28 protein-coding genes are annotated in these 25,880 nt (G+C 68.9%); 16 read left to right on the top strand and 12 right to left on the bottom strand.

Annotated features, from left to right (window positions below; translation table 11 throughout):
• The first annotated feature begins 5 nt into the window (after positions 1 to 5).
• Genes ACRAQ3_RS09630 through ACRAQ3_RS09590 form a run of 9 tightly spaced genes read left to right on the top strand, consistent with a single transcriptional unit; the run spans position 6 to position 9,048 of the window.
• Positions 6 to 1,202 carry an acyl-CoA dehydrogenase family protein gene (locus ACRAQ3_RS09630; RefSeq protein WP_432254469.1) on the top strand — a complete coding sequence of 399 codons (1,197 nt, stop codon included), beginning with the start codon at positions 6 to 8 and terminating at the stop codon, positions 1,200 to 1,202.
• 10 nt (positions 1,203 to 1,212) lie between these two features.
• Positions 1,213 to 2,337, top strand: coding sequence for an acyl-CoA dehydrogenase family protein (locus tag ACRAQ3_RS09625; RefSeq protein ID WP_432254468.1), 1,125 nt, complete (start codon positions 1,213 to 1,215; stop codon positions 2,335 to 2,337).
• Position 2,338: 1 nt separating this feature from the next.
• Positions 2,339 to 2,767, top strand: coding sequence for a PaaI family thioesterase (locus ACRAQ3_RS09620; RefSeq protein ID WP_432254467.1), 429 nt, complete (start codon positions 2,339 to 2,341; stop codon positions 2,765 to 2,767).
• A complete protein-coding gene (locus ACRAQ3_RS09615) occupies positions 2,764 to 3,558 on the top strand; it encodes an oxepin-CoA hydrolase, alternative type (RefSeq protein WP_432254466.1) in 795 nt (264 codons plus the stop codon). Before ACRAQ3_RS09620 ends, ACRAQ3_RS09615 begins: the two co-directional genes overlap by 4 nt.
• A complete protein-coding gene (locus ACRAQ3_RS09610) occupies positions 3,555 to 4,577 on the top strand; it encodes an NAD(P)H-dependent flavin oxidoreductase (protein ID WP_432254465.1) in 1,023 nt (340 codons plus the stop codon). Before ACRAQ3_RS09615 ends, ACRAQ3_RS09610 begins: the two co-directional genes overlap by 4 nt.
• On the top strand, positions 4,574 to 6,136 hold the full coding sequence (locus tag ACRAQ3_RS09605) for a class I adenylate-forming enzyme family protein (protein ID WP_432254464.1): 1,563 nt from the start codon (positions 4,574 to 4,576) through the stop codon (positions 6,134 to 6,136). Before ACRAQ3_RS09610 ends, ACRAQ3_RS09605 begins: the two co-directional genes overlap by 4 nt.
• Before the next feature lies 1 nt (position 6,137).
• Complete coding sequence (locus ACRAQ3_RS09600; RefSeq protein WP_432254463.1) at positions 6,138 to 7,349, top strand: acyl-CoA dehydrogenase; 1,212 nt, start codon at positions 6,138 to 6,140, stop codon at positions 7,347 to 7,349.
• Positions 7,350 to 7,363: 14 nt separating this feature from the next.
• Positions 7,364 to 8,125 (top strand): electron transfer flavoprotein subunit beta/FixA family protein, encoded by a 762-nt coding sequence (locus ACRAQ3_RS09595; protein ID WP_269398383.1) that lies wholly within the window; start codon positions 7,364 to 7,366, stop codon positions 8,123 to 8,125.
• The gene (locus tag ACRAQ3_RS09590) at positions 8,122 to 9,048 is read left to right on the top strand and encodes an electron transfer flavoprotein subunit alpha/FixB family protein (RefSeq protein WP_432254462.1); all 927 of its coding nucleotides are present in this window, start codon (positions 8,122 to 8,124) and stop codon (positions 9,046 to 9,048) included. The genes ACRAQ3_RS09595 and ACRAQ3_RS09590 overlap by 4 nt, the downstream gene beginning before the upstream one ends.
• 136 nt (positions 9,049 to 9,184) lie before the next feature.
• On the opposite strand, the gene ACRAQ3_RS09585 is transcribed toward ACRAQ3_RS09590, so the two are convergent.
• The 3 genes from ACRAQ3_RS09585 to ACRAQ3_RS09575 are packed head-to-tail and all read right to left on the bottom strand — an operon-like array spanning position 9,185 to position 12,259.
• Positions 9,185 to 10,717 (bottom strand): PhnE/PtxC family ABC transporter permease, encoded by a 1,533-nt coding sequence (locus ACRAQ3_RS09585; RefSeq protein ID WP_432254461.1) that lies wholly within the window; start codon positions 10,715 to 10,717, stop codon positions 9,185 to 9,187.
• Positions 10,698 to 11,378: an ATP-binding cassette domain-containing protein gene (locus tag ACRAQ3_RS09580; protein WP_432254460.1), complete on the bottom strand. Its 681-nt coding sequence runs from the start codon at positions 11,376 to 11,378 to the stop codon at positions 10,698 to 10,700. The genes ACRAQ3_RS09585 and ACRAQ3_RS09580 overlap by 20 nt, the downstream gene beginning before the upstream one ends.
• Entirely contained in the window at positions 11,378 to 12,259 is an 882-nt protein-coding gene (locus ACRAQ3_RS09575; protein ID WP_432254459.1) for a putative selenate ABC transporter substrate-binding protein, read from the bottom strand. Before ACRAQ3_RS09575 ends, ACRAQ3_RS09580 begins: the two co-directional genes overlap by 1 nt.
• A 137-nt stretch (positions 12,260 to 12,396) precedes the next feature.
• Here ACRAQ3_RS09575 and ACRAQ3_RS09570 point away from each other — a divergent pair, with 137 nt between their 5' ends.
• A complete protein-coding gene (locus ACRAQ3_RS09570) occupies positions 12,397 to 13,389 on the top strand; it encodes an aldo/keto reductase (protein ID WP_432254458.1) in 993 nt (330 codons plus the stop codon).
• A gap of 57 nt (positions 13,390 to 13,446) precedes the next feature.
• Here ACRAQ3_RS09570 and ACRAQ3_RS09565 read toward each other — a convergent pair whose 3' ends face one another.
• The 4 genes from ACRAQ3_RS09565 to ACRAQ3_RS09550 form a co-directional block, all read right to left on the bottom strand.
• Positions 13,447 to 14,130, bottom strand: coding sequence for a type 1 glutamine amidotransferase domain-containing protein (locus tag ACRAQ3_RS09565; RefSeq protein ID WP_432254457.1), 684 nt, complete (start codon positions 14,128 to 14,130; stop codon positions 13,447 to 13,449).
• Positions 14,131 to 14,165: 35 nt separating this feature from the next.
• The gene (locus ACRAQ3_RS09560) at positions 14,166 to 15,194 is read right to left on the bottom strand and encodes an NADP-dependent oxidoreductase (protein ID WP_432254456.1); all 1,029 of its coding nucleotides are present in this window, start codon (positions 15,192 to 15,194) and stop codon (positions 14,166 to 14,168) included.
• On the bottom strand, positions 15,194 to 15,781 hold the full coding sequence (locus ACRAQ3_RS09555) for a TetR/AcrR family transcriptional regulator (RefSeq protein ID WP_432254455.1): 588 nt from the start codon (positions 15,779 to 15,781) through the stop codon (positions 15,194 to 15,196). The genes ACRAQ3_RS09560 and ACRAQ3_RS09555 overlap by 1 nt, the downstream gene beginning before the upstream one ends.
• Positions 15,782 to 15,899: 118 nt before the next feature.
• A complete protein-coding gene (locus tag ACRAQ3_RS09550; RefSeq protein ID WP_432254454.1) occupies positions 15,900 to 16,295 on the bottom strand; it encodes a VOC family protein in 396 nt (131 codons plus the stop codon).
• A 215-nt stretch (positions 16,296 to 16,510) separates the two neighbouring features.
• On the opposite strand from ACRAQ3_RS09550, the gene ACRAQ3_RS09545 reads away from it, so the two are divergent.
• Positions 16,511 to 17,731: an MFS transporter gene (locus ACRAQ3_RS09545; protein ID WP_432254453.1), complete on the top strand. Its 1,221-nt coding sequence runs from the start codon at positions 16,511 to 16,513 to the stop codon at positions 17,729 to 17,731.
• Between the two features lie 15 nt (positions 17,732 to 17,746).
• Here the strand turns inward: ACRAQ3_RS09545 and ACRAQ3_RS09540 are convergent, their stop codons facing one another.
• The 5 genes from ACRAQ3_RS09540 to motA form a co-directional block, all read right to left on the bottom strand.
• Positions 17,747 to 18,982 (bottom strand): saccharopine dehydrogenase family protein, encoded by a 1,236-nt coding sequence (locus ACRAQ3_RS09540; RefSeq protein ID WP_085897933.1) that lies wholly within the window; start codon positions 18,980 to 18,982, stop codon positions 17,747 to 17,749.
• 34 nt (positions 18,983 to 19,016) lie between these two features.
• Entirely contained in the window at positions 19,017 to 20,114 is a 1,098-nt protein-coding gene (locus ACRAQ3_RS09535; protein ID WP_432254452.1) for a carboxynorspermidine decarboxylase, read from the bottom strand.
• Positions 20,115 to 20,205: 91 nt separating this feature from the next.
• On the bottom strand, positions 20,206 to 20,628 hold the full coding sequence (locus tag ACRAQ3_RS09530) for a hypothetical protein (RefSeq protein ID WP_432254451.1): 423 nt from the start codon (positions 20,626 to 20,628) through the stop codon (positions 20,206 to 20,208).
• The gene (locus ACRAQ3_RS09525) at positions 20,618 to 20,842 is read right to left on the bottom strand and encodes a hypothetical protein (protein ID WP_432254450.1); all 225 of its coding nucleotides are present in this window, start codon (positions 20,840 to 20,842) and stop codon (positions 20,618 to 20,620) included. The genes ACRAQ3_RS09530 and ACRAQ3_RS09525 overlap by 11 nt, the downstream gene beginning before the upstream one ends.
• Positions 20,839 to 21,705 carry a flagellar motor stator protein MotA gene (motA, locus tag ACRAQ3_RS09520; RefSeq protein ID WP_269398368.1) on the bottom strand — a complete coding sequence of 289 codons (867 nt, stop codon included), beginning with the start codon at positions 21,703 to 21,705 and terminating at the stop codon, positions 20,839 to 20,841. Before motA ends, ACRAQ3_RS09525 begins: the two co-directional genes overlap by 4 nt.
• 129 nt (positions 21,706 to 21,834) lie before the next feature.
• Between motA and ACRAQ3_RS09515 the strand changes: the two genes are divergently transcribed.
• The 5 genes from ACRAQ3_RS09515 to ACRAQ3_RS09495 all read left to right on the top strand — a co-directional run bounded on the left by ACRAQ3_RS09515 (position 21,835) and on the right by ACRAQ3_RS09495 (position 25,807).
• Complete coding sequence (locus ACRAQ3_RS09515; protein ID WP_432254449.1) at positions 21,835 to 22,887, top strand: hypothetical protein; 1,053 nt, start codon at positions 21,835 to 21,837, stop codon at positions 22,885 to 22,887.
• Positions 22,884 to 23,132, top strand: a complete 249-nt coding sequence (locus ACRAQ3_RS09510; RefSeq protein WP_269398366.1) for a MucR family transcriptional regulator — start codon at positions 22,884 to 22,886, stop codon at positions 23,130 to 23,132. The genes ACRAQ3_RS09515 and ACRAQ3_RS09510 overlap by 4 nt, the downstream gene beginning before the upstream one ends.
• Positions 23,133 to 23,265: 133 nt before the next feature.
• Positions 23,266 to 23,721, top strand: coding sequence for a MucR family transcriptional regulator (locus ACRAQ3_RS09505; RefSeq protein WP_269398365.1), 456 nt, complete (start codon positions 23,266 to 23,268; stop codon positions 23,719 to 23,721).
• A gap of 107 nt (positions 23,722 to 23,828) precedes the next feature.
• Positions 23,829 to 24,812 (top strand): flagellar motor protein MotB, encoded by a 984-nt coding sequence (locus ACRAQ3_RS09500; RefSeq protein ID WP_432254448.1) that lies wholly within the window; start codon positions 23,829 to 23,831, stop codon positions 24,810 to 24,812.
• Positions 24,813 to 25,039: 227 nt separating this feature from the next.
• Positions 25,040 to 25,807: a hypothetical protein gene (locus tag ACRAQ3_RS09495; protein WP_269398363.1), complete on the top strand. Its 768-nt coding sequence runs from the start codon at positions 25,040 to 25,042 to the stop codon at positions 25,805 to 25,807.
• Positions 25,808 to 25,880 lie beyond the last annotated feature (73 nt).

Raw genomic sequence — 25,880 nt, 5'->3', positions numbered from 1 at the left:
CCGCAATGGACCTGAGCTTCACCGAAGAGCAGAAGGCCTTCCGCGCCGAGGTGCGCCGCTTTCTGGACGAGAAACTGCCCAAGCGCCTGTCGGACAAGGGCCGTCTTGGCCAGCGGCTGACCAAAGAGGATTACGAGGAATGGCACGCCATCCTCAACGAGAAGGGCTGGCTCGCGGGCAACTGGCCCAAGGAACATGGCGGCGCCGGCTGGAACGCGGTCGAGCGGCACATCTTCGAGGAGGAGACCACCGCCGCCCATGCGCCGCGCATCGTGCCCTTCGGCCTCGCGATGCTCGGCCCGGTGCTGCAGAAGTTCGGCTCCAGGGAACAGCAGGATTACTGGCTGCCGCGCATCCTCAACGGTGACGACTGGTGGTGCCAGGGCTATTCCGAGCCGGGCGCCGGCTCGGACCTCGCCTCGGTCAAGACCACCGCAGAACGCGACGGCGACCATTACGTGGTCAACGGGCAGAAGACTTGGACCACGCTGGGCCAGTACGCGAACATGATCTTCTGCCTCGTGCGCACCTCCAAGGAAGGCAAGCCGCAGGAGGGGATCTCCTTCCTGCTGGTCGACATGAACGACCCCGGCGTCACCGTGCGCCCGATCGTGCTGCTCGACGGAGAGCCGGAGGTGAACGAGGTCTTCTTCGACAACGTCCGCGTGCCGGTGGAGAACCTCGTCGGCGAGGAGAACAAGGGCTGGACCTACGCCAAGTACCTGCTGACGCATGAGCGCACCAACATCGCCGGTGTCGGCTTTGCCAATGCCGGTCTGGCCAATCTCAAGCGGATCGCGAAGCTGGAACAGTGCCAGGGCCGCCCGCTGATCGAGGACCCGCTGTTTGCCGCGAAGATCGCCGAGGTCGAGATCGCGCTGATGGCGATGGCCACGACCAATCTGCGGGTGGTCTCGGCCGCAGCCGCCGGTCAGGCGCCGGGCGCGGAAAGCTCGATGCTCAAGGTCAAGGGCACGGTGATCCGGCAGGAAATCAACGCGCTGACCAAGCAGGCCGTCGGCCCCTGGGCCATGCCTTTCGTCTCCGAGGCGCTGGATGCGGGCTCGAACGAGGGGCCGGTCGGGCCGGACTACGCGATGGCCGCGACGCCGCATTACCTGAACAACCGCAAGCTCTCGATCTATGGCGGATCGAACGAGGTGCAGAAGACGATCATCGCCAAGGCGATCCTGGAACTCTGAGGAGCGGGCCATGAACTTCCAACTGACCGAAGAGCGGCAGATGCTGCAGGACGGGCTGCGCCGCTATCTCGGCGACGCCGTCACCCCCGCCGCGCTCGAAGCGGCCGAGGCCACCGGCTCCTCGCCCGAGATCTGGGCTGGGCTGTCCGAGATGGGCGTCGCCGGTGCCCTGTTCACCGAAGACCAGGGCGGCTTCGGCGGCATGGGCTTCGACCTGATGACCGTGTTCGAGGAGCTGGGCCGCTCGGGTGCCACCGAGCCGATGCTCGAGCTGCTGCTCGCGGGCGGGCTGGTGGCCGAGCTGGGCACGGAGGCGCAGAAGGGCCTGATCGAGCAGGCGGTCGAGGGCAGCGTCCAGCTCGCTTTCGCGCATGGCGAGCCGGCCAGCCGCTTCGACGTCGAGCGGGTCGAGACCCGGGCCGAGCGTTCGGGCGAGGGCTGGAGCCTCACGGGCCGCAAATCGGTCGTCGTGAACGGCGCGCAGGCCGATCACATCGTCATCTCGGCGCGGACCTCCGGCGAGGCGCGCGACCGCGACGGCATCAGCCTGTTCCTGCTGCCCAAGGGCACGGCGGGCGTCGAAATCCGCGACTACCCGCTGAGCCATGGCGGCCGCGCGGCCGAGATCACGCTCGACGGCGTGTCCCTGCCCGAGAGCGCGCTTCTGGGGGCCGAGGGCGCGGCGATCGAGGCGATCGAGACTGCGCAGGCACGCGCCACCGCCGCGCTTTGCGCCGATGCGCTCGGGGCGATGGAGACGGCGCGCGGTTTCACCGGCGACTATCTCAAGACCCGCAAGCAGTTCGGCCAGCCAATCGGCAAGTTCCAGGCGCTGCAGCACCGCGCCGCCGACATGCTGATCGAGATCGAGCAGGCGCGCTCGGCGGTGATCAACTTGTGCGGCCATCTCGAGGCCGACCGCGACACCCGCGAGATCCATGTCTCCGCGACCAAGCATCTCGTCGGCAAGGTGGCGCGGCTGGTGGCCGAGGAGGCGATCCAGATGCATGGTGGCATCGGCATGACCGAGGAATACGATCTCGGCCGCTTCGCGCGCCGCCTGTCGATGCTCGATCAGCGCTTCGGCGACGCGACCTTCCATCTCGGGCGCTTCGTCCGGCTTCGGGCCGCCTGAGATGACCGGGGAGGGGATCATCAGGGGCGAGACCGGGGCGCAGCGGCTGCTGGGCTACACGCTCGACGTGGGACAGGGCGACGGACGGGCGCGCTGTCACCTGCGGGTGGGGCCGGAGCACACCAACAGGCACGGCATGCTGCATGGCGGCATCGTCGCGACGATCCTCGACAACGCGATGGGCGCCACCGGTAGCCTGACCCGCGACCCCGAGGGGCGGCACCCCTTCCTGACGATCTCGCTCAACACCCAGTACCTCGCCCCCGCCCGCGAGGGCGAGGCGCTCGTGGCGGTGGGCCGGATCACCGGCGGCGGTCGCAAGCTGTTGTTCATCGAGGGCGAGTTGCGGGCCGAGGACGACCGACTCGTCGCCACCGCGACCGGCGTGTTCAAGCCTGTGTCGCAACCTGCAAAGGAGGGCACGGCATGAGCATGGCACGGATCCAGGATCTCGGCGACCGGCTGGTGGTGTGGAACCTCAACGCCGCCCGGCGCGGTGCGCTGACGCCGGATTACTACGCGGCGCTGCAGGAGGCGATCATGACGGCGGCCTATACGCCGCGCATCGCCTGCGTGGTCCTCGCCTCCGAGGGCGGCTTCTTCTGTGCCGGCGGCGATCTGGGTGTGCTGGCGACCCGCGCGGCGCAGACCGAGGCCGAGCGGCGCGGCAATATCGACCGGCTGCACGACCTGATCCGCGCCGTGATCGGTTGCCCCAAGCCGGTGATCGCCGCCGTCGAGGGGGGCGCCGCCGGGGCCGGGCTGTCGCTGGCGCTGGCCTGCGATTTCACCATCGCCGCCGAGAACGCCCGCTTCACCGCAGCCTATGTGAAGGCGGGGCTGGTGCCCGATGCCGGGCTCACGCATTTCCTCACAGCCCTGCTGCCGCGGGCGCTGGCGCGGCGCATGGTGCTCTTGGGCGAGCCGATCGCGGCCGAGCGGCTGCAGGGGCTCGGCGCGCTTTCCGAACTGGCGCCCGAGGGCGAGGTGTTCGAGCGCGCCATGGCGCTGGCCGACCGGCTGGCGCAGGGGCCGACCGTCGCGCAGGGCGAGATCAAGGCGCTGATGAACGGCGCCGCGACGGGCGATTTCTTTAGCCAGCTCGATGCCGAGCGCGACGCCATGGCCCGCGCCCAGGGAACGGCCGAGGCGGCCGAGGGCATCGGCGCCTTCCTCGAAAAGCGCAGCCCGGATTTCGCCAAGCTGAGGGAGCGGACATGATCGATCCGGTCTTCGACACCGCCGTCACCCGTGCCTATGGCACGCGGCTGCCGATCGTGGCGGGCGGGCTGATGTGGCTGTCGGACGCGTCCTATGTCTCGGCCTGCGCGCGCGCGAGCATCATCGGGTTCCTGACGGCGGCGAGCTTCCCCGAGCCCGACGCGCTGCGCGCCGAGATCCGGCGCACGCGCGAGATGTCGCAGGGCGGCGCCTTCGGGGTCAACGTCTCGATGCTGCCCAAGCTGGTGCCGGGCGAGCGCACGGAGGAGATCTTCGCGCTGATCGCCGAGGAGGGCGTGCGCTTCGTCGAGACCTCGGGACGCAACCCCGAGCCATGGCTGCCGATGCTGAAGGATGCCGGGATCACCGTGCTGCACAAGGTGCCGAGCGTGCGCTTCGCAGAGAAGGCGCAGGCGGTGGGCGTCGACATGGTGTCGATCGTCGGCGCCGAATGCGGCGGCCATCCCGGCCTCGACCTCGTCGGTTCCTTCGTCAACCTCGCGCTTGCCGAGCGGCGGTTGAAGATCCCGTTCCTGATCGGCGGCGGCGTCGGTCATGGCGGGCAGATCGTGGCCGCGCTGGCGGGCGGCGCTGCGGGCGTCGTGGTCGGCACGCGCTTTCTCGTCGCCGAGGAGATCGGCGCGCATCCCGATTACAAGCGGGCGCTGTCGGGCGCGCGCGAGACCGACACGATGCTCACCATGTCCAGCGTGCGCAACACCATCCGCACGCTGAGGAACGAGACCTCGGAGACGGTGGCGCGGTTGGAGGCGGAGAACCCGGAGATCGGGATCGAGGCGCTGCTGCCGCATGTCGCGGGGCGGATCGGGCGCCGGGCCTACGAGACCGGCGACGTGTCACGCGGCATGCTCTCGGCCGGTCAGTCGCTGGGGCTCACCGGGGAGATTGCGCCGCTGGCGGAGATCGTCGGCGGGCTCGAGGAGGAGGCGCTGGCGGCGCTGGCGCGGCTGCGCCCCGCGCCAGCGCGCGACAGGATGCAGGAGGGGATGATCGCATGACGAGTGCCGAGATGGCCCAGAGCCCCGAGGCCGGGACGAGGACGCGCCGGGTGCACGAGCTGATCGCCCGGCAGGCGGCCGATCGCGGCGACGCGCCGGGGCTGATCGACAGCGATGGCCGCGTGCTCAGCCACGCCGAATACCACGCCGCCATCGAGGAGATGGCCGGGCTGCTGCGCGACCGCGCCGTGGGGGCGGGCGACCGGGTGCTGATCGTCGCCGAGAACTGCGCCGCCGCGGCGCTGGCGATCTTCGCGGCCTCGCGTCTCGACGCCATCGCGGTGCCGGTCAACGCCCGCATGACCGGCCCAGAGCTGGAGCGCATCACCGTACATGCCGCGCCGCGCGCGATCCTCTACACCTCGCATGTCTCGCCCGAGGCGCGCGCCCATGCGCAGGCGGCGGGCGCGGCTGAGGTCACCACCACGACCGGCAGTCTCGGCGTCGCCGAGGGCCCCGCTGGGGCGCCGGAGCCGGGGCCCGCGGGCCCCGAACGGGTCGCCGTGATTCTCTACACCACCGGCACCACGGGCGACCCCAAGGGCGTGATGCTGACCCATGCCAACCTGCTCTTCGCCGGCGCCTCGAGCGCCGCGATGCGCGCGATGGTGCCCGGGGACCGGATCTACGGGGCCTTGCCGCTCACCCATGTGTTCGGTCTTGCCTCGATGCTGATGGCCGGCGCCTCCTGCGGCGCCTGCGTCCAGCTGGAGACCCGCTTCGCCCCCGACCGGCTGCTGGCCGCCCTGAAGGACGGCGCGACGGTGCTGCCGGCCGTGCCGCAAATGCACGCGCTGCTGATGAAACACGTCGCTTCGCTCGGCCTCGACCGGCTGGAGGGCGCGAAGCTGCGCTACGTCTCCTCCGGCGCCGCGCCGCTCGATCCGGCATGGAAGCGCAAGGCCGAGGCCTTCTACGGGCTGCCGCTGCAGAACGGCTACGGCATGACCGAAAGCACGGCGGGCGTCTGCGGCACCCGCAACCCGATCGGCACGCCCGACGTCTCGGTCGGCCCGGCGCTGCCCGGCATCGAGATCCGCATCGACCCGGCGGCGAGCGACGCCGAGGGCGTGGGCGAGATCCACACGCGCGGGCCTCATGTGATGAAGGGCTACTACCGCAACCCCGAGGCCACGGCGCAGGTGATCGATGCCGAGGGCTGGCTCAGGACCGGCGATCTGGGCCGGATCGACACCGAGGGCCGCCTGCACGTGGTGGGCCGTTGCAAAGAGCTGATCATCCGCTCCGGCTTCAACGTCTATCCGCCCGAGGTCGAGGCGGCGCTGAACGATCACCCCTGCGTGGTGCAGGCCGCGGTCATCGGCCGCAGCCGGGGCGGCAACGAGGAGGTGCTAGCCTTCGTGCAGTGCACCGATCCGGCGCCCGAGCCGGCGACGCTGAAAGCCCATGTCTCGGAGCGGCTTTCGAGCTACAAGCGGCCATCGAAGATCCTGATCGTGGACCGGCTGCCCGCCGCGGCGACCGGCAAGATCCTGAAACACAAGCTGCTGGGCACCTTTGCGGATCGCCTGGCGGCACTCGACGCGGAGGAGAACTGACATGCCCAAGGATACACACGGCCACGGCCCCGAACTCGCTCAATTCGACTGGAGCGACCCGTTCCTGCTGGAGGCCCAGCTCGACGAGGACGAACGGATGCTGCGCGATGCGGCGCGGGCCTTCGCACAGGACAAGCTCGCCCCGCGCGTGACCGAGGCCTACCGCGAGGAGACGGCCGATCCCTCGATCTTCCGCGAGATGGGCGAGGCGGGCCTGCTCGGCGTCACCGTCGAGGAGGAGTATGGCGGTCTCGGCGCGTCCTATGTCACCTATGGCCTGATCGCCCGCGAGGTGGAGCGCGTGGACAGTGGCTACCGCTCGATGATGTCGGTGCAGTCGAGCCTCGTGATCTACCCGATCCACGCCTATGGCTCCGAAGAGCAGAAGAAGAAATACCTGCCCGGCCTGTGCTCTGGCGAGCTGATCGGCTGCTTCGGCCTGACCGAGCCCGATGCGGGCTCGGACCCTGCCGGCATGAAGACCGTGGCCAAGAAGACCGACACCGGCTACCGGCTGTCGGGCTCGAAGATGTGGATCTCGAACGCGCCGTTCGCGGATGTCTTCGTGGTCTGGGCCAAGTCCGAGGCGCATGAGGGCAAGATCCGCGGCTTCATCCTCGAAAAGGGCATGGCCGGCCTGTCCTCGCCGAAGATCGGCGGCAAGCTCTCCTTGCGCGCCTCGACCACCGGCGAGATCGTCATGGACGGCGTCGAGGTCGGCGAGGACGCGCTGCTGCCGAACGTGCAGGGCCTCAAGGGTCCCTTCGGCTGCCTCAACCGCGCGCGCTACGGCATCAGCTGGGGCGCGATGGGCGCGGCCGAGGCCTGCTGGCATGCGGCGCGGCAATACGGCCTCGACCGCAAGCAGTTCAACAAGCCGCTGGCCCAGACCCAGCTGTTCCAGAAGAAGCTCGCCGACATGCAGACCGAGATCGCGCTCGGCTTGCAGGGCAGCCTGCGGCTTGGCCGACTGATGGATGAAGGCCGCGCCTCGCCCGAGCTGGTCAGCCTGATGAAGCGCAACAATTGCGGCAAGGCGCTCGAGATCGCGCGCCATGCCCGCGACATGCATGGCGGCAACGGCATCTCCGACGAGTTCCCGGTGATGCGCCACATGATCAACCTGGAAACCGTGAACACCTATGAGGGCACGCATGACGTTCATGCGCTGATCCTTGGCCGCGCCCAGACCGGCCTGCAGGCGTTCTTCTGAGACAGGAGCAGATGATGAAGATCCTAGTCCCCGTGAAGCGGGTGATCGACTACAACGTGAAGGTCCGTGTGAAGTCGGACGGCACGGGGGTCGACCTGGCGAACGTGAAGATGTCGATGAACCCGTTCGACGAGATCGCGGTCGAGGAGGCGATCCGTCTGAAGGAGGCGGGCGTGGCCACCGAGGTGGTGGCGGTGTCGATCGGCGTGAAGCAGGCGCAGGAGACGCTCCGGACGGCGCTGGCGATGGGCGCGGACCGGGCGATCCTGGTGGTCGCGGCCGAGGCCCCCGACCAGGATATCGAGCCGCTGGCGGTGGCGAAGATCCTCGCCAAGCTGGTCGAGGAGGAGCAGCCCCAGCTGGTGCTCTGCGGCAAGCAGGCGATCGACAACGACATGAACGCCACCGGCCAGATGCTGTCGGCGCTCTTGGGCTGGTCCCAGGCCACCTTCGCCTCCGAGGTGAAGATCGAGGGCGAAGAGGCGCAGGTGACGCGCGAGGTCGATGGCGGGTTGCAGACGATCTCGGTGAAGCTGCCGGCGATCGTCTCGGTGGACCTGCGGCTGAACGAGCCACGCTACGCCTCGCTGCCCAACATCATGAAGGCCAAGAAGAAGCCGCTCGACGAGAAGACGGCGGCGGATTTCGGCGTCGATGTCAGCCCGCGGCTCGAGGTGGTGAAGACCGCCGAGCCGCCGGCGCGCAAGGCGGGGATGATGGTCGGCTCGGTCGATGAGCTGGTCGAGAAACTCAAGGATCTGGGGGTCGTGGGATGAGCGTTCTGCTTCTGGCCGAGGTCACGGACGGCGAACTGAACCGTGACGCCACCGCCCGCGCCGTTTCGGCGGTGCAGGCTCTGGGCGAGGTGACGCTCCTGTGCGTCGGCGCCAAGGCCAAGGACGCGGCGCAGGCCGCCGCCTCGATCGAGGGCGTGGCCCGGGTGCTCTGCGCCGAGGATGCGCTCTATTCGCACCGGCTGGCCGAGCCGGTCGCGGCGCTGGTGGCGCAGCTCGCGGAGGGCCACGAGGTGGTCGCCGCGCCCGCCACCACGGACGCCAAGAACATCATGCCGCGGGTCGCGGCGCTCTTGGACGTGATGATCATCCCCGACGTGCTGGCGCTGCATGGCGACGGCTCGTTCGACCGCCCGGTCTATGCCGGCAACGCGGTACAGACGGTGAAGTCGCGCGACGCCACCAAGGTCATCACCATCCGCACCACCGGCTTCGAGCCGGCGGGCGACGGCGGGTCGGCCCCGGTCGAGGACGTGGCGCCGGCCGCCGATCCGGGCCTGTCCTCCTGGGTCGAGGACAAGCTGGCCGAGAGCGACCGGCCCGAGCTGACCTCCGCCGGCATCGTGGTGTCGGGCGGCCGCGGCGTCGGCTCGCAGGAGAACTTCGCGCTGATCGAGACGCTGGCCGACAAGCTCGGCGCCGCCGTCGGCGCGTCGCGCGCCGCGGTGGATTCGGGCTTCGCGCCGAACGACTGGCAGGTCGGGCAGACCGGCAAGGTGGTGGCGCCCGCGCTCTACGTGGCGGTCGGCATCTCGGGCGCGATCCAGCATCTCGCGGGGATGAAGGATTCGAAGGTGATCGTGGCGATCAACAAGGACGAGGAGGCGCCGATCTTCCAGGTCGCCGATTACGGCCTCGTCGCCGACCTGTTCACCGCGCTGCCCGAGCTCACCGAGAAGCTCTGAGCCTCGCCCCCCCGACCAAGGGGCCCGGCGCGCGCCTTCTCCGCGCCGGGCCCGCCCGCCGGCCACTTTGTTCCACAAATACGCAAACCCCGCCGCCAGCCCCCAGCCCCGCCGCCAGCCCAAAAGCCGCAAGGCCTCAGGCCGCCTCCGCGGTCTCCGGCTCGGCCCGGCGCATGCCCGGCGCAGAGAGCCGCATCCGCGACCTGATCCAGCCGGAGAACGCGTCGATCCCGAGCGTCAGCAGCGCCGAGACCACGAGCAGCATCACCGCGCGATCGGTGCGCAGCTCCTGCACGGCCGCATCGACGGAGAAGCCGAGCGTCGCGATCCCCAGAAGGCCGAGGATGGCGCTGTCCCGGACGATGATCTCCCAGCGATAAAGGCATAGCGCGAAGAAGTTGCCCGACATGCGCGGCAGCAGCTCCCAGGCGGCCAGCCGCAGCCCGCGCGGGGCATCGGGCCTGAGGCGCGCGGTCAGGGCGTCACCCTGGCGCCCCATCAGATGCGCGATGATCGCGCCGTTGTGCAGGCCGAGCGCGAGGATCGCGGGGATCATCGAGGGGCCGGTCACCTGCAGGATCAGGAAGGCAAGCATGTAGTCGGGGATCGATCGCGACAGCACCAGCGACAGGTGCCCCAGCAGCGCACCGGCCCGCCCGGCCACACGGCGCACGATCAGCGGGAAGCCCGCCACGGCCACCGCCGCGGCCAGGGCAAGCGCCAGCTGCGACAGGACAAGCGTGGCGGCCACCCCCGGCAGCGCCTGTTCGCTCAGCAGCCGGGACAGCCAAGGCCAGAGTCCCGCCCAATCGCCCATGCGTAGCGGCGCTGGTACGGCATCGGAGAGAAAGCGCAGGAGCGCGCCGTCGCCCATCGGCGGCGCCGGGTGGCGCGCCAGAAGCCATGCGCCCGCAACGAGCCAGAGCGGCGCCAGCCGCAGCCGCATCCAGTAGCGGATCGGCAGGATCAGCGCGAGGTAGACGGCCAGCGCCGCCGCCGCCGCGCCGTACTGCGCCTGCCGGAAATCGGTTTCGAGCAGGTAGCCCAGCGTCGGCAGCCCCACGAAGCCCAGCACCGCCGAGGAGCGCAGCCCGCATTCGAGCCTGTAGAGCGTGTAGGCGCCGAGTTCGGGCAGCGCCAGCGGCAGCCGGCTCCACAGCAGCCGCGACAGCGGCGGCGTGCGGCGCGGCAGCGCGCGGGTGGCGGCGGGATCGGCCTCGGCAAGATACTCGGCAAAGACCTTGGCGAAGATGCCGGCATAGGGCAGGGCGATGGCCAGTACCCCGGTGAGCGGACCCAGACCGGTGACGCCCAGCAGCAGGAGCGCCCAGAACAGCTCGTGCACCGAGCGGATCAGGATGCAGAAACACCGCAGAGGCGCGAAGCCGTAGCCGAGGCTGAGAACGAAGCCGGCCAGCGCCCCGGCGAAGACGCCGCAGACCGCGAAGGCCACGGTGAGGGCCGCCGCGTAGGCCAGCGCGGCGGGATCCCCGAAATCGGGCGCGGCGAGACCGGCGCCGATCCGGCGCAGCGTCAGCCACGGATCGGGGCGGGCGAGATCGAGATCGGCGAAGATCAGGGCGATCAGCGTTGCGATACCGAAACCCGCCAGCACCTGGCCAGCCCGCAACCGGCGGTTCGGTTTCGGCTCAGGCGGCGTAGAGCGCATGGAGCTCGGGCAGGGTAAGATCGCGCGTCGGCCGGTCGAGCGTGACTTGGCCGCCGCGGATACCGATGATCCGGGTGCCGATGGCGAGCGCGCGCTCGGGGTCGTGCAGCGCCAGCACCATGGTCGGGAAGCGCTGCGCAAGCGCGTCGAGCAGGTCGCCGGACTGGCGTGGATCGACGGCCGAGACCGGCTCGTCGGCGATCAGCGCGTCACCGCCGCGCATCAGCGCACGGGCCAGTGCGGTGCGCTGCCGTTGCCCGCCCGACAGCGCCGCGACGCGGCGCCGTTCGAGCCCAGCGAGGCCGACCCGCTCCACGAAGGGGGCGACGCGGGCGCGTTCGCGGGCGGGGGGATGCAGCAGTACCCGCAGCCCGTAGGCGGCCGAGTGATCGTCGAGCCCGCCCATCCAGACGTTGTGAAATACCGAGAGCTGCGGCACCAGCCCGGGATCCTGCGGCACGAGGGCGAGGCGCGGCGCCGGGCGCGCCGCCTCGAGCTTGAGGCGGATCGCGTTCAGCAGGGTGCTCTTGCCGGAGCCCGAGCGCCCGAGGAGCACCAGCCGCTCGCCGCGCGCCAGCGACAGGTTCAACCCCTCGAGCACGGCCGCCCCGTCCCAGGAGAGCGTTTCGCCCTCGAAGCGCAGGAGCGACGCGGCGGTCATCAGTCGATCAGGTCGAGCTGCTGGGCGGTGTCCTCGATCGCGTCGTAAAGCGCGTCCTCGGCGGCGATGAAGCCGGTTCTGGGGAAGCTTTCGAGCAGCGCGGGATCGTCGATGGCGATGATCGCCTCCTGCACGCGCTCGGCGAAACCGTCGCCCCAGCGCTCGTCCACGTCGCCGCGGATGGTCCAGTTGTAATCGGGATAGGGCGGGGTGCGCCAGATCACTTTGGTGGTCTCCACCTCGGGGGCGCCCTCTGTGACCGCCTGCTCGTAGACGGTGTAGTTCAGCGCGCCGACGTCGTATGCGCCGGAGGCCACGAGCCGCAGCGTCTGGCCGTGATCGCCCGAGAAGCCGACATCCGAGAAGAAGTCGCGCGGGTCCTCGCCGGTGATCCGGCGCAGGTGGAATTCGGGCATCAGGCGTCCCGAGGTCGAGCCCTGCGAGCCGAAGGTGAAGCTCAGCCCCTCGAGGCCTTCGGGAAAGCTGCCATCCTCGGACTCGGTCAGCGGGGTGCCGGTGTTGGCGATGAAATAGGTGACGAAGCTCTGATCCTCGGCGCCCTGCGCGATGGCATGGCTGCCGGGCACCAGCCGCCGTGCCTGCACGCCCGAGAGGCCGCCGAACCAGGCAAGCTGGATCTGGTCGTTGCGAAAGGCGGTGACGGAGGCGGCGTAGTCCTTGACCGGGACGTATTCGACCGGCACGCCGAGCGTGGCCTCGAGATATTCGGCGACCTTGCCGAACCGCTCCTGAAGCTTGGTCTCGTCATTGTCGGGGATGGCCGAGAAGTAGAGCGTCGGCACGTCCTGGGCCGCGGCGGGGAGCGCGGCGAGGATGGCGATGGCCGCGGCAAAGGCCCGGCGGGTCGTGGTCAGGGGCATGGCAGGTCTCCGTGTGGATCGCAGCCCTTCTAGGCGAAGATGCGCGCGAGGCAAGCGCCGAGCGGGCTGGGCGCCGCGTCGTGGCGGTCTAGTATCGAGGCAAGCGCGGCCGCGCCGCCATAAGGGGAGACGACAAGATGAGCATGGCGAGCAGGGTTTTCGGGCGCACCGGCATCCCGGTGAGCGAGATCGGCTTCGGCGCGTGGGCGATCGGCGGTACATGGGGCGAGGTGAGCGAGGCCGACGCCAAGGCGGCGCTGCACGCGGCGCTCGATGCGGGCGTCGACTTCATCGACACGGCGGATGTCTATGGCGACGGCCGGTCCGAGCGGATCATCGGCGAGGTGATCGCCGCGCGGGGCGGCGAGAGGCCCTTCGTGGCGACCAAGCTCGGCCGCAGGCTCGCTCCGCATCTGGCCGAAGGCTACACGGCGCAGGCGATGGAGGGCTTCGTCGATCGCAGCCTGAAGAATCTCGGCACCGACACGCTCGACCTCGTACAGCTGCATTGCCCGCCCACGGAGGTCTATTACCGGCCGGAAGTGTTCGGGGCGCTCGACGATCTGGTGTCGCGCGGCAAGATCCGCCGCTACGGCGTCTCGGTCGAAAAGGTCGAGGAGGGGCTGAAGGCGATCGAGTACGACAACGTCGACTCGGTGCAGATCATCTACAACATGTTCCGGCAGCGCCCGGCGGAGCTGTTCCTGCCGGAGGCAAGGCGGCGCCACAAGGCGGTGATCGCACGGGTGCCGCTGGCCTCGGGGCTGCTGACGGGCAAGATGTTGCCCGACACGGATTTCGCACCGGACGATCATCGCCATTTCAACCGCGACGGCGCGGCCTTCGACAAGGGCGAGACCTTTGCGGGCGTGCCCTATGACGTGGCCCTGGAGGCGGTCGAGGCGCTGCGGCTGCTGCTGCCGGCCGAAGCGGTGATGGCGCAGGTGGCGCTGCGCTGGATCCTGATGCAGGAGGCGGTAACGGTGGTGATCCCGGGCGCCAAGACGCCCGAGCAGGCCAATTCCAACGCCGCCGCCAGCGGGCTGCCGGTGCTGCCCGAGGATCTGATGGCCGGGGTGCGCGAGATCTACGAGACGCGCATCCGGCCACATGTGCATCATCGCTGGTGATGCGAATAGGCCCGCCCGCAATCCGCGCGCGGGCCTTCATCAGAGACTGGCCGGGGATCAGTCCTCGATCAGCGCCAGCAGCTTCTTCGCGGCCTCTTCCGAGGATGCCGGGTTCTGGCCGGTGACGAGCTTGCCGTCGACCAGCACGTAGGGCGCCCAATCCTCGCCCTTGGCGTATTCCGCGCCCTTCTCCTTGAGCATGTCCTCGAGCAGGAAGGGCACGACATCGGTCAGGCCCACGCCCTCTTCCTCGCCATTGGTGAAGCCGGTAACGCGGCGGCCCTTCACCAGCGGCTCTCCGGCTTCGGTCTGGGTATGTCGGAACACGGCCGGGGCGTGGCAGACGGCGCCGAGCGGGCGGTCGCCATTCACGAAGGTCTCGATGATGCGACGGCTGTCGGCATTCTCGGCGAGATCCCACATCGGGCCATGGCCGCCGGGATAGAACACGGCGTCGTATTGCGTGGGATAGATCTCGTCGAGACGCGTGGTATTCGCGAGTAGCTCCTGCGCCTCCGCGTCCTCCTTGAACCGGCGGGTCGCATCGGTCTGGAAGTCCTCCGCGTCGCTCTTGGGGTCGAGCGGCGGCTGGCCGCCCTGCGGCGAGGCCAGCGTGATCTCGGCACCCGCATCCTTGAAGACGTAGTAGGGGGCAGCGAACTCCTCCAGCCAGAAGCCGGTCTTCTCGCCGGTGTCGCCGAGGCGGTCATGCGAGGTGAGGATCATCAGGATCTTGGGCATTTGGTCTTTCCTTTGCACTTCGGGGGCGATGTCGTTCAGGCGACGCGGATCACGCGCTTGCCGAAGGCTTCGCCGCGCAGCAGGCCAACGAAGGCCGAGGGCGCCTGTTCCAGACCCTCGATCATCTCCTCGCGGTAGGCGATCTTTCCGTCCGCGACCCAGCCGCCCATCTCGACGGCGAATTCGGGGTAGAGATGTCCGAAATCGTCGAAGATGATGAAGCCGCGCATGGCGATCCGCTTGCGCAGCATCTGCCCCATGAGCCAGTTCATCCGGTCCGGCCCCTCCGGCAGCGCGGTTGCGTTGTATTGCGAGATCAGCCCGCAGAGCGGGATGCGCGCGCCGGTGTTGAGACGCGGCAGCACGGCGTCGAACACCGCACCGCCGACATTCTCGAAATAGACGTCGACGCCCTCAGGCGTTTCTCGCGCGAGATCATCGGCGAAGCTCTCGGCCTTGTAATCGACGCAGGCGTCGAAGCCCAATGTCTCGACCGCGTGGCGGCACTTCTCGGGCCCGCCCGCGATGCCCACGGCGCGCAGACCCTGCAACTTGGCGATCTGGCCCACGGTCGAGCCGACGGGCCCGGTCGCGCCGCCGACCACCAGCGTCTCGCCCGGCTTCGGCTTGCCGATCTCGCGCAGCCCCGCCCAGGCGGTGAAGCCCGGCATGCCCAGCACACCCAGCGCCCAGGAGGGGTTGGGCATGTCAGCGGGCAGCTTGTTGAGACCGGTGCCGTCCGAGACGGCGTAGTCCTGCCAGCCCGAGAAGCTCACCACGCGGTCGCCCTCGGCGAAGTTCGGGTTGTTGGACCTGGCCACGCGCGCCACCGTGCCGCCGACCATCGGCTGACCGATCTCCACCGGGGCCGCGTAGGAGGGCGCGTCGCTCATTCGGCCGCGCATGTAGGGGTCCAGCGACAGGAACTCGGTCGCCAGCAGCACCTCGCCCTGTTCCGGCTCGGGCACCGGGGCGGTCTCGAGCCGCAGCGTATTCTCGTTCGGCTCGCCCTTGGGGCGTTCGGCGAGAACCCAGCGGCGGTTGGTGTCGGGGGATTGGGGCATCAAGCATGTCCTTTGTTGTCGAGAAGCGCCGCCGTGGCGGTCATGGCGCCGTCATAGGGGATGGTGTCGCGCGACAGCGCGCCCATCAGGCTCGCGCCGAGCCAGATCTGGTAGAGCGTGGTGGCGAGCATGTGCGGATTGGGATGCGCGGGCAGCGAGCCGTCACCGGCCCCCTCGCGGATCACCGCCGCGAGACGGGCGATGATGGCCGAGACGCCACGATCCAGAACGTCCCGCATGCCGGGCGACAGTTCGGCCACCTCGGCCGAAAGCTTCACCACGAGGCAGCGCGCCTCGTAGGCCTCGCCCGACTGGCGCGCGCGCCAGCCCTCGAAATAGGCCATGAGCCGCGCGCGGGCATCCTTGTCCGGCGCGCCGAGCGTTGCCGACAGATCCTCGGCATAGCCCTCCACGAAGCTGTCGAGAAGGGCGCAGCCGAAGGCCTCCTTCGACTTGAAGAAGTGGTAGAAGCTGCCCTTGGGCACGCCGGCCTCGCGCAAAAGCTCGGAGAGCCCGACGCCGGTATAGCCGTGCCGTGCCACGAGGGCGCGTCCGATGGCGAGGATGTGCTGTCGCGTGTCGGTCATGCCCGGCAGATGGGCATGATTAGACCGGTCGTCTAGTGGCGCGGCTCCGATGCGTCGGATGACTTTGCGTCAGCGTTGGGGGGTGCCGGGGCGGCGCGGGGCCGCCCCGGGGGCGGGGTCACTGGTTCGCGAAGCGACCCTTGTGGGCCAACACCTCGATCTCGTAGCCATCTGGGTCCGCCACGAAGAAGAACCGCGCGACGGTCTCGCCATCGGGCGCGAAATCCTTGATGTCGCGCGGCTGATGGCCGGCTTCGGCGAGCCGCTGGTGCAGCGCTTCCAGATCGTCCTCGAGGAAGGCGAGGTGACCGTATCCGTCACCGAGATCGTAGGTCTTGTCGCCCTTGTTCACGGTTAACTCCAGCTCGAAGCCGCTTTCGGGGTTGCTGAGGTAGATCAGCGAGAAGCTCTCGAAATCGAGCCGATCGGCGATTTCGAGGCCGAACATCTCGTAGAAGGCCAGCGAGCGGGCCTCGTCGCGAACGCGGATCATGGAGTGGATCATCTTGGGCATGGGGCGTCCTTTCCTCGAATGGGTCGCCGGCCGAATGCCCAAACCGGGCCTTGGGGTCCAGCCCCCCTCTCGACACGCGCACCGCGCCGGGGGAGTGTCGCGGCAATGACGAGGGACGGCATGACGACACGATACGAGGACTGTGACAGCGGCGGAATGAAACCGTCCATTTCGTTCTGCAGGGACGGATGCCAAGGCAATTTCCGGGGGATCGCGTGACCGCCGCCCAGGCACCGGGGCGCTGGCGCGCGCTGGCGCTGATCTGCGCCGGCGTGGTCTGCGCAATGACGAGCTGGTTCTCGGCGACGGCGATCCTGCCGGATCTGGTACGCGACTGGGGGATCGGCCCCGGCGCGCAGGCCTGGCTCACCAACGCGGTGCAGCTGGGTTTCGTGGCGGGCGCGGTGGGGGCGAGTCTCGTCAACCTGCCCGACATCGTGGCGTTGCCACGGCTGATGGCGGTCTCGGCGCTGGTCGCGGCGATTGCCAATGCGGTGCTGCTTCTGGAGCCGGGGGCTGGGGCGATGATCGCGGCGCGCGCGCTCACCGGGGCGGCGCTGGCGGGGGTCTATCCGCCGGCGATCAAGCTGATGGCGACATGGTTCATGCGCGGGCGCGGGCTGGCACTCGGTTTCCTGATCGGGGCGCTGACGCTCGGCTCCTCGATGCCGCATCTGCTGCGCGCCCTGACCGAAGGGCTCGACTGGCGCGCCGTGGTGATCGGTACGACGGCGGCCACCGGCCTTGCCGCCGCCCTGTTCGGGCTGGGGCTGGCCGAGGGGCCGCACGGCTTCGGCCGCGCCACCTTCGATCCGCGCCAGAGCCTCGCCGCGCTGCGCAACCGCGGCGTGATGCACGCCAATCTCGGCTATTTCGGCCACATGTGGGAGCTCTATGCCATGTGGGCGTGGTTCCTCGCCTTCGCCACGGCGGCAGAGGCGGAATTGTTCCCGTTTCCAACGGGTTCCGCGTCGATGCTCACCTTCCTCGTGGTGGCGTCGGGAGCCTTGGGTTGCGTGCTCGCGGGGGCGCTGTCGGACCGGATCGGCCGGTGCGCGACCACGGCCCTGATGATGGGGCTTTCGGGGGCCTCGGCGCTGGTGATCGGCTTCGCCTTCGACGGGCCGGGCTGGCTTCTGGCGCTGGTGGCGCTGGTCTGGGGAGTGACGATCGTGGCCGACAGCGCCCAGTTCTCGGCCGCCGTGACCGAACTGGCCGAGCCGCGCTTCGTCGGTACCGCCGTGACGCTGCAACTCGGGATCGGCTTCGCGCTGACGGTGCTGGCGATCCAGATTATGCCGTGGGTGGCCGGGGCCATGGGCGGCTGGCGCTGGGCGTTCCTGGTACTGGTGCCGGGGCCGGTGATCGGGGCGGCCGCGATGCTGTGGCTGCGCCGCCTGCCGGAGGCGGCGCAGCTTGCAGGCGGGCGGCGTTAGCGCCGCCCTGACCGGTCAGTAGAGCTTCTCGTCGGTGCCATCCTTGCGCACCCAGGTGCCGAGGCCGATCTGGCCCAGCACCTTGAGGAAGGGCTTGGGGTCCATTTCCTCGACATTGCGCATCTCGCGCGCGTCCCACTCGCCGGTGGCGATCAGCATCGCGGCGGCGACGGGCGGTACGCCCGCGGTGTAGGAGATGCCCTGGCTGCCCACTTCCTCGTAGGCCTCCTTGTGGTCGGCCACGTTGTAGACGAAGACCTCGACCTCCTCGCCGCCCTTGGTGCCCTTCACCAGATCGCCGATGCAGGTCTTGCCGGTGTAGTCGGGCGCGAGGCTCGACGGATCCGGCAGGCAGGCCTTCACCACCTTGAGCGGCACGACTTCCTGGCCCTCGGCCAGCTTCACCGGCTGCTCGGACAGGAGGCCGATGTTCTTCAGCACGGTGAAGACGTTGATGTAGTGCTCGCCGAAGCCCATCCAGAACCGCACGTCGGCGTGGGGGTAGTTGGTCGCGAGCGAATGCACCTCGTCATGGCCCGACATGTAGGCGCGCTGGGTGCCGACGACCGGCAGGTCCCAATCGCGGCCGACCTCGAACATCTCGTTTTCCTGCCACGCGCCGTCCTGCCAGGAATAGACCGTGCCGGTGAACTCGCGGAAGTTGATCTCCGGGTCGAAATTGGTCGCGAAGTACTTGCCATGGGAGCCGGCGTTGATGTCGACGATGTCGATGGACTTCACCTCGTCCATGTACTCGTCGATGGCGAAACGGGCATAGGCGTTGACCACGCCCGGATCGAAGCCCGCGCCGAGGATCGCGGTGACGCCCTTTTCGGCGCAGCGCTCCTTCCGCTTCCACTCGTAATTGCCGTACCAGGGCGGCGTCTCGCAGATCTTGTCGGGCTCTTCGTGGATCGCGGTGTCGATATAGGCGACGCCGGTCTCGATGCAGGCCTCGAGCACGTGCATGTTCACGAAGGCCGAGGCGACGTTGATGACGATCTGCGCGCCGGTCTGCTCGATCAGCGCGGCCACTGCCTTGCTGTCGGTCGCGTCCACGGCATGGGCCGCGAGGGCGCCGTCGGTCTTGTGGGCCCCCTTTTCACGGACGCTGGCGAGGATCGCCTCGCATTTCGCCTTCGTGCGCGAGGCGATGTGGATGTCTCCGAGCAGGTCGGCGTTCTGCGCGCATTTATGCGCCACGACCTGGGCGACGCCACCGGCGCCGATGATGAGGACGTTCTTCTTCAAGACCCTCGAGCCTCCTTTCGTGTTATGCCGCGCCTCAGGACAGGGCGGCTTCGAAGTCACCATAGCCGAATTCGCGCACGGACCTAACCGTGCCGTCGAGTTCGCGCACCGCGATGGCGGGCATGCGCACGCCGTTGAACCAGTTCTTCTTGACCATCGTGTAACCCGCCGCGTCCCGGATCGAGACGCGGTCGCCAGGTTTCAGCGGCTCTTCGAAGCGGAATTCGCCGAAGATGTCGCCCGCGAGGCAGGAGTTGCCACAGACCATCCACTCGTGATCGCCGGTGTTCGGCGCGACCTTGGCGCTCTCGCGGTAGATCAGCAGGTCGAGCATGTGCGCCTCGATCGAGCTGTCGACGATGGCGAGGTTCTTGCCGTTGTCGAGCGTGTCGAGGACGGTCAGCTCCAGCGTGGTGGAGTTGGTGATCGCCGCCTCGCCTGGCTCCAGATACACCTGAACGCCGTGGGTCTCGCCGAAGCGCTTGAGCCGTTCCGCCAGCTTTTCCAGCGGGTAGCCCGCGCCGGTGAAATGGATGCCGCCGCCGAGGCTGATCCACTCCATGCGGCCGATCAGGTGACCGAAGCGGTCTTCGATCTGGCCCAGCATCGCGTCGAAACGGTCGAAATCGGCGTTCTCGCAGTTGTTGTGGAACATGAAGCCCGAGACGCGGTCGCAGACCGCCTCGATCCGCGCGGGATCATGCTCGCCCAGCCGCGAGAAGGGCCGGGCCGGGTCGGCGATGTCGAAGCTCGACGAGCTGATGCCGGGGTTCACGCGCAGCCCGCGCACGTGATCCTTCGCCGCCTCGCCGAAACGCTCGAGTTGGCCGATCGTGTTGAAGATGATCTTGTCGGAATTGGCCAGCACCTCGGCGATGTCGGCCTCGTCCCAGGCCACCGAATAGGCATGGGTCTCGCCCGGGAAATGCGTGCGCCCGAGCTTCACCTCGAAGGGCGACGACGAGGTGGTGCCATCCATGTATTCGCTCATCAGGTCGAACACCGACCACGAGGCGAAACATTTCAGCGCCAGCAGCGACTTGGCCCCCGAAAGCTCGCGCAGCTTGGCGATCTTCTCAAGGTTCGGCAGCAGCGCCTGCTTGTCGATGAGATAATAGGGGGTACGCAGCATCTCGGGGCTCCCTCGCGTGTCGGGCCACGTGCGGGTGGCGCGAGGGGCATATAGACATGCGCCGCGGCAGGCTCAACAGGAGCCGTGGGGTTCAGCCCTCGCGGCCCCAGCGCAGCAGCACCATCTCGTCGGTCTCCGCGGCCTCGCGCGCGGCGCGGTCCCGGGCGGCGCGCAGCTTCGCGCGGGCGGCCACCGTGGCGACCGTCTTCATCTCGCGAAATCCCTCCCGCATCGCCGCTTCGAGCGCCTCGGCCTGCGGTTCCAGCGCCGCGCGCGCCCGGTCGAGCGTGCCGATCTGCGCGCGGGCGTCGCGGATGTAGTCCCCGACATAGGGGGCGGTCTCGATGCTGGTGATGCGACCGTCGCGGGCCAGCGCCTGCGCCGTTTCGGCGCTTTGTCGTTCCAGCTCGGCCATGCGATCGCGCAGGGCGCCGAGCTCCACCGCGCGGGCTTCGATCTCGACCCGGTGCAGCCGCTCGATCAGCCCCAGCGCCCGGTCGCGCCTACTGGCCACCGCGCGCGGCCTCCAGCGCTACCAGCGCCTCGCGCATCCGCGCCAGGATCTCGGGCGGAAAGGCGTTGACGTGCTCGGGCGGCTCCAAGGAGTAGGGGGTTGGCGCAAGGCCCGTCGCGGCCTCGGCCGGGTTCTCTTCCTCCGCCGGCTCTGCCGAACCTGCCGCGATGGCGGGACCGGCCAGCAGGGCGACGATGAGAGCCAGGCGGATCATGCCGCAGGAAGCTCCTTCTGCGCGGCCTCGACGCGGTAGAAGTCGGGCTGCTTGGAGGTCGGGATGTTGCCGCGGCCGATCTCGACGCAGATGTTCGGCGGGTGGTTGGCGACCATCGCGACGAAGATGTCACGGATGATCATGTAGAAGGCGCCGTCCTCGTCCTCGATCTGCTTAAGCCGGTTGGAGACCGGCTGCACCATGCAATAGGCGAGGAACACGCCGAGGAAGGTGCCCACGAGCGCGCCGCCGATCATCTTGCCCAGCACCTCGGGCGGCTGATCGATCGAGGACATGGTCTTGATCACGCCCAGAACGGCGGCGACGATGCCGATCGCGGGTAGGCCGTCGGCCATGGTCTGGATCGCGCCGGCCGCGCCCAGTGCCTCGTGGTGGTGCTTCTTGATCTTGCGGTTGATGACGTCCTCGGTCTGGTACTTGTCGTCGAACTGCATCGCCAGCATCCGGAAGCTGTCGGTGATCAGCTCGGTCGCGAAGTGGTCCTTGAGGATCGTCGGGTAGCGCTGGAAGATCGGGCTGTCCTTGGGGGTCTCGATATGCTCGTCGAGCGCGAGAATGCCCTTCTGCTTGTAGAGCCGCGCCAGCTCGTACATCAGGTTCAGGAGCGCCTCGTAGTCGGAGGCCTTCCATTTCGGCCCCTTGAGCACCTTGATCAGGCCGCTGAACGAGCTCTTGATGACGGTCATCGAGTTGGCGATCACGAAGGCGCCGAGCGCCGCGCCGCCGATCATCATGCCCTCATAGGGCAGGGCGTAGAGCACGATGTCCATCTTGCCGCCCGACAGCATGAATCCGCCGAAGACCAGTCCGAAAACCATGCCAAGTCCGAGGATTAGGGTCATCGCAGCTCTCCGAAACCTTGCGCCCGCGACACAGCATCGCGTGTTTCCGCTTAAATCGGATAAGGATAATTGACACCAATTCAAGCATAAACAAGGATAGTTCCCAAGATTGCCGCAGTGGTGTTTGAAATGAGCAGCGTCGAGACACTTGCCTATTTCCTCGAAGAGGACAGCCTTCGCGGCGTGATGCGCGACTGGCCCGAAGGCATGCAGCTGATGGTGCGGCTCGACGGTGCGGGACGCTGCGAATTGATGGTGCATCACCGCGACGAGGCGGGACGCGTGCTCGAGGTTCTGCGCGAAAGCCTCGGCGAGGCGGCGGAGACGTTGGCCGTGGTGCCGCCGGTCGAGGGATTTGCCTCGCGCCGGGTGCGGTTCTCGGAGGAGCAGCAGCTTCTGGCGCTCGCCGCCTCGACCGACGGGCTGAGCGAAAGCGCGCAGGATTACGCGATCAACTATCGTTTCGCGCGCGAGGAAGGGCTCGACCCCGAGGCGGTGATCGGACGCGACGCGCGCCGTTTCGCCGAGGAGATCGAGAGCGACCTGCCGCAGGTGAGCGAGCGTCGCAGCGCCCGCCGTGCGCCGCAGCCCGAGCCAGAGCCGCGGCTGTTCCCCGAGGGGTTCGAGGCCGCCGACGATCCGGCGCGGCGCGAATGCGCGCTGGTTTCGGCGCATCTGCACGGGCAGGGCGCGCGGGTGCGGCTGACGCTCGAACCGGAGGCGGCGCAGGGCAACGAGATGCCGGTGACCGTGGGCAATGTCGGCCACAGCGTCGATTTCGGCTGCTTCGTGCTGCCGCGCGGGGCGCTGGCGGACTGGCAGCCCGGAACACCCCTGGTGATCGACATGCCGCAAGAGCAGTTCCCCGAGGCCTGGGCCGCCCGGTTCCGCCGCCAGACCCACAACGCGCAGGTGTCGATCACCGCGGGCGGGATCTTCGTACGGCCGTTGCTGCCGGCTCTGGCGGCGCCGCCAGAGGCGCCGATGGTGCAGGTCGAGGAGGGCTGGAGCCTTGGCCGGCCGCTGCGCGCGGCGCTGGTGCTGGCCGGCATGGTGCTGGTCGGCGGCTCGCTGATGGTGAGCTGGAGCCCCTTCTCGGTCTCCGAGGAGGTGGCGGGCGCGCTGCAACCGGCGCGGGCCGGGCTGGCGGCTCTGGCCGGCGTATCCGAGGCAGCGCGGTGAGTCCCGCGCCCGAGCGCGGCGAGCGAAGCCCGGCCGTGCCGATCGAGGCCAGCGTGACGCCCGATTACATCATCTGCCTCGAAACCGGGCGCAAGCTGGTGCTCTTGCGCCGGCACCTGCGCGAAACCCTGCACCTGACCCCCGAGGAGTACCGCTCGCGTTGGGGTTTGCCGCCCGAATACCCGATGGCGGCGCCGAACTATCGGTGTCGGCGACATACCGCCAAGAATGCAGGGAGTCGTTGATTATTCTTGAGGCACGTGCAAGGATAGAGAAAGACCCGTCGAAGAATTCGACTTGCTGCATTTCGGCGGACCGACCTGCGACCACTGTCGGGCAGAGCCGAGCGGCGCGCGCTCCCTGAAAGAGAGGGTGGAAATGACCAGATCGAATTCGAAAACCGAGCTTCTGAGCGCCATCGTGGCCTCCTATGCGGCGCGGCCGGATGTGGGATCGGACGATATCGTGGCCCTCGTCGCGAAGCTGAGCCACGAGCTGGGCCTCGATGAGGATGCCAATGGCGATGGCGGTCGGCCCGAAGCTTCGCCCGCCGGGTCCGGGACCATGACCCCGGCCATCCCGGTCTCGCGGGCGGTGACCCAGGACAAGGTGTTCTGCTTGTGCTGCGGCAAGGGGTTCAAGATGCTCAAGCGGCATCTCGGCGCCGAGCATGGCATGACCGAGGCCGAGTACCGCGCCGCCTTCGGCCTGCCCGAGGAGATGCCGCTGGTCGCGCCGAGCTATTCAGAGCGCAAGGCGAATTACGCCCGCAAGGTCGGCTTCGGCCGTTACAGCCGCGACGCGCAGCGCCAGAGCGGCGAATCCGTCGGCTGAGCGACGTCCGCCCTATCGTTTCCCCATATCAGGATTAGCCACGCGGCGCGCCATTGGCGCCGCGTCATCGCAACGCGCGCCACGGGCCGCGGGCAGGAGGACAGCGCATGGCCGCCGGGCAGACCATCATCATCAAGAAAGTCGAGGACGACGGCCATCATGACCACCATGGCGGTGGCTGGAAGGTGGCCTATGCCGACTTCATGACGGCGATGATGGCGTTCTTCCTGCTGCTGTGGATCCTGGCCGCCAGCGAGGAAGAGACGCTGGAAGGGCTGGCGGAATATTTCACGCCCTCGCTGTCGGCGGTGAGTGACGGCGGCGCGGCGGGGCTGCTGAGCGGCCAGATCGTCGAGATGGCGGGCGACGTGGCGGCCTCGGACGGGGTGCCTCCGAACGATGCGCCGGAGCTGCCGGATTTCGGCACGGAAAGCCCGCTCGAGGTGTTCGACAGCCGACTGCGCGACAAGGCGCCCGAGGTGGTGGTCGAATACCTGCCCGCCGAGGCCGCGCCGCCCAGCGCCGAAGAGATCGAGACGCGGCAGATGGCGCAGGCCGCCGCCGAGATGCAGGAACGGGTGGAGCGCCGCGACGCGGAGCTCGACGCCATCGAGGCCGAGATCGCCGAGCGGATCGCGGCGACGCCGGCGCTGTCGGATATCGGCGACAATCTGCGGCTCGACCGGACGCCCGAGGGGCTGCTCGTGCAGATTCTCGACGAGGAGGAGCGCCCGATGTTCGCCACCGGGTCGGCCCGGATCGTGCCGCAGACCCAGGCCCTGATCGAAATCGTGAGCGAGACGATCGGCGACATGCCGCAGCCGCTGGCGATCACCGGCCACACGGATTCGCTGCCCTTTGCGCGTCAGGATGGCTATGGCAACTGGGAGTTGTCCTCCGACCGCGCGAACGCCACGCGCCGGGCGCTGATCGACAGCGGGTTTCCGGCCGAGCGGATCAGCCGGGTCACCGGCCTCGCCGACACGGTCCCGCTCTATGCGGACCGGCCCGAAGCCCCGCAAAACAGGCGGATCGGGCTGCTGCTCGAATACCCCGAGCCCGGCATCGCCGCCGTCGGCCGGCCCCGCTGAGCGCGAGTCCTTCGCGCCACATGGCTGCGGCATAAAGATCACGATCATGGCGCTCAGGGGGCAGCGACGAAATGGGTGCCCCAATTCGGCCTCAATTTGCTATCAATCTGAACATGCCCCGAAAGGCAGCGCGGACAGGCCCGCGTCGGGGTGACGAAAAGCGTCGGACGAACCGCAAAGCGGCGTTCGGCGGGGCAATTACCAGACCTGGACAACAGGGCGGATCGATGCAGAGCAGTGACCTTCTCGAAGCCATCTGGCGGGGCGATGTCGCCTGCGCGGGCGACAGTGACACCGAGGCCCGTTTCGGCCTCATTCTCGATGCGATGCTGCCGATGCGGCGCGTGGCCCTGCAGCGGGGCGACGGGCTTGGCGGGCAGGTGATGTCCGAGCAGGCCGAGCTGATGCCGGCCCTCGCGCTCGGCGACGTCATCGAGGAAGAGCTTGAGCTCGTCGCGCCCTACGGCGCGCTGGTGGTGATCCTCGATCGGGCCGCGCTGCGGCCGGGCGCGGGCGATGCCGCGCGCTCGCAGCTCGCCGGCCGGCTGGTCGGCGAGCTGCTGGTCGACGCGGTGCAGCGCGGCGTGTTCCCGGTCGAGCAGGAGACCGATGCGCTCTACCTACTGGCGCAGGCCTATGACGCGTTCGCGGCCAGCCCGCGGATGCAGCGCCTCGGCCTCGTGGCGGCGCCGTTCCGGGCCGGGCTCGCGGCGGTGCTGGCCAGCTTCTGGACCGGTGGCGCGGTGCGGGGCTCGGAACCCGACATGCTGCTCGGCGGACCGCTCTTTCTGGCCAGCCCGCGGCTGCGTGACTATCTTGGCGCGCTCGATGCCAGCTTCAGCGCGCCAGCCATCGAACTGGCGGTGCCGGATCTGATCGGTTTCGCACATGGCGCCCGCAGCCATGATGACTGGCTGCGCGCGATCGGCACCCGCATCGGCGCCGTGCTGGGCCGCGCGACGGCGGCGCAGGATCAGGCCGCGGGCGATAGCTGACGACCCCCATGGCCCTGTTTCCGACCCCCCTGACGCAGAACGCAGCCTCCTCGGGGACGGCGCATGGCGCGGC

The organism is Limimaricola sp. AA108-03 (genome assembly GCF_050847355.1).
GTDB lineage: Bacteria > Pseudomonadota > Alphaproteobacteria > Rhodobacterales > Rhodobacteraceae > Limimaricola.
Note: the sequence above shows the minus strand (reverse complement) of the source record. Positions and strands in the feature narration are given on the sequence as shown.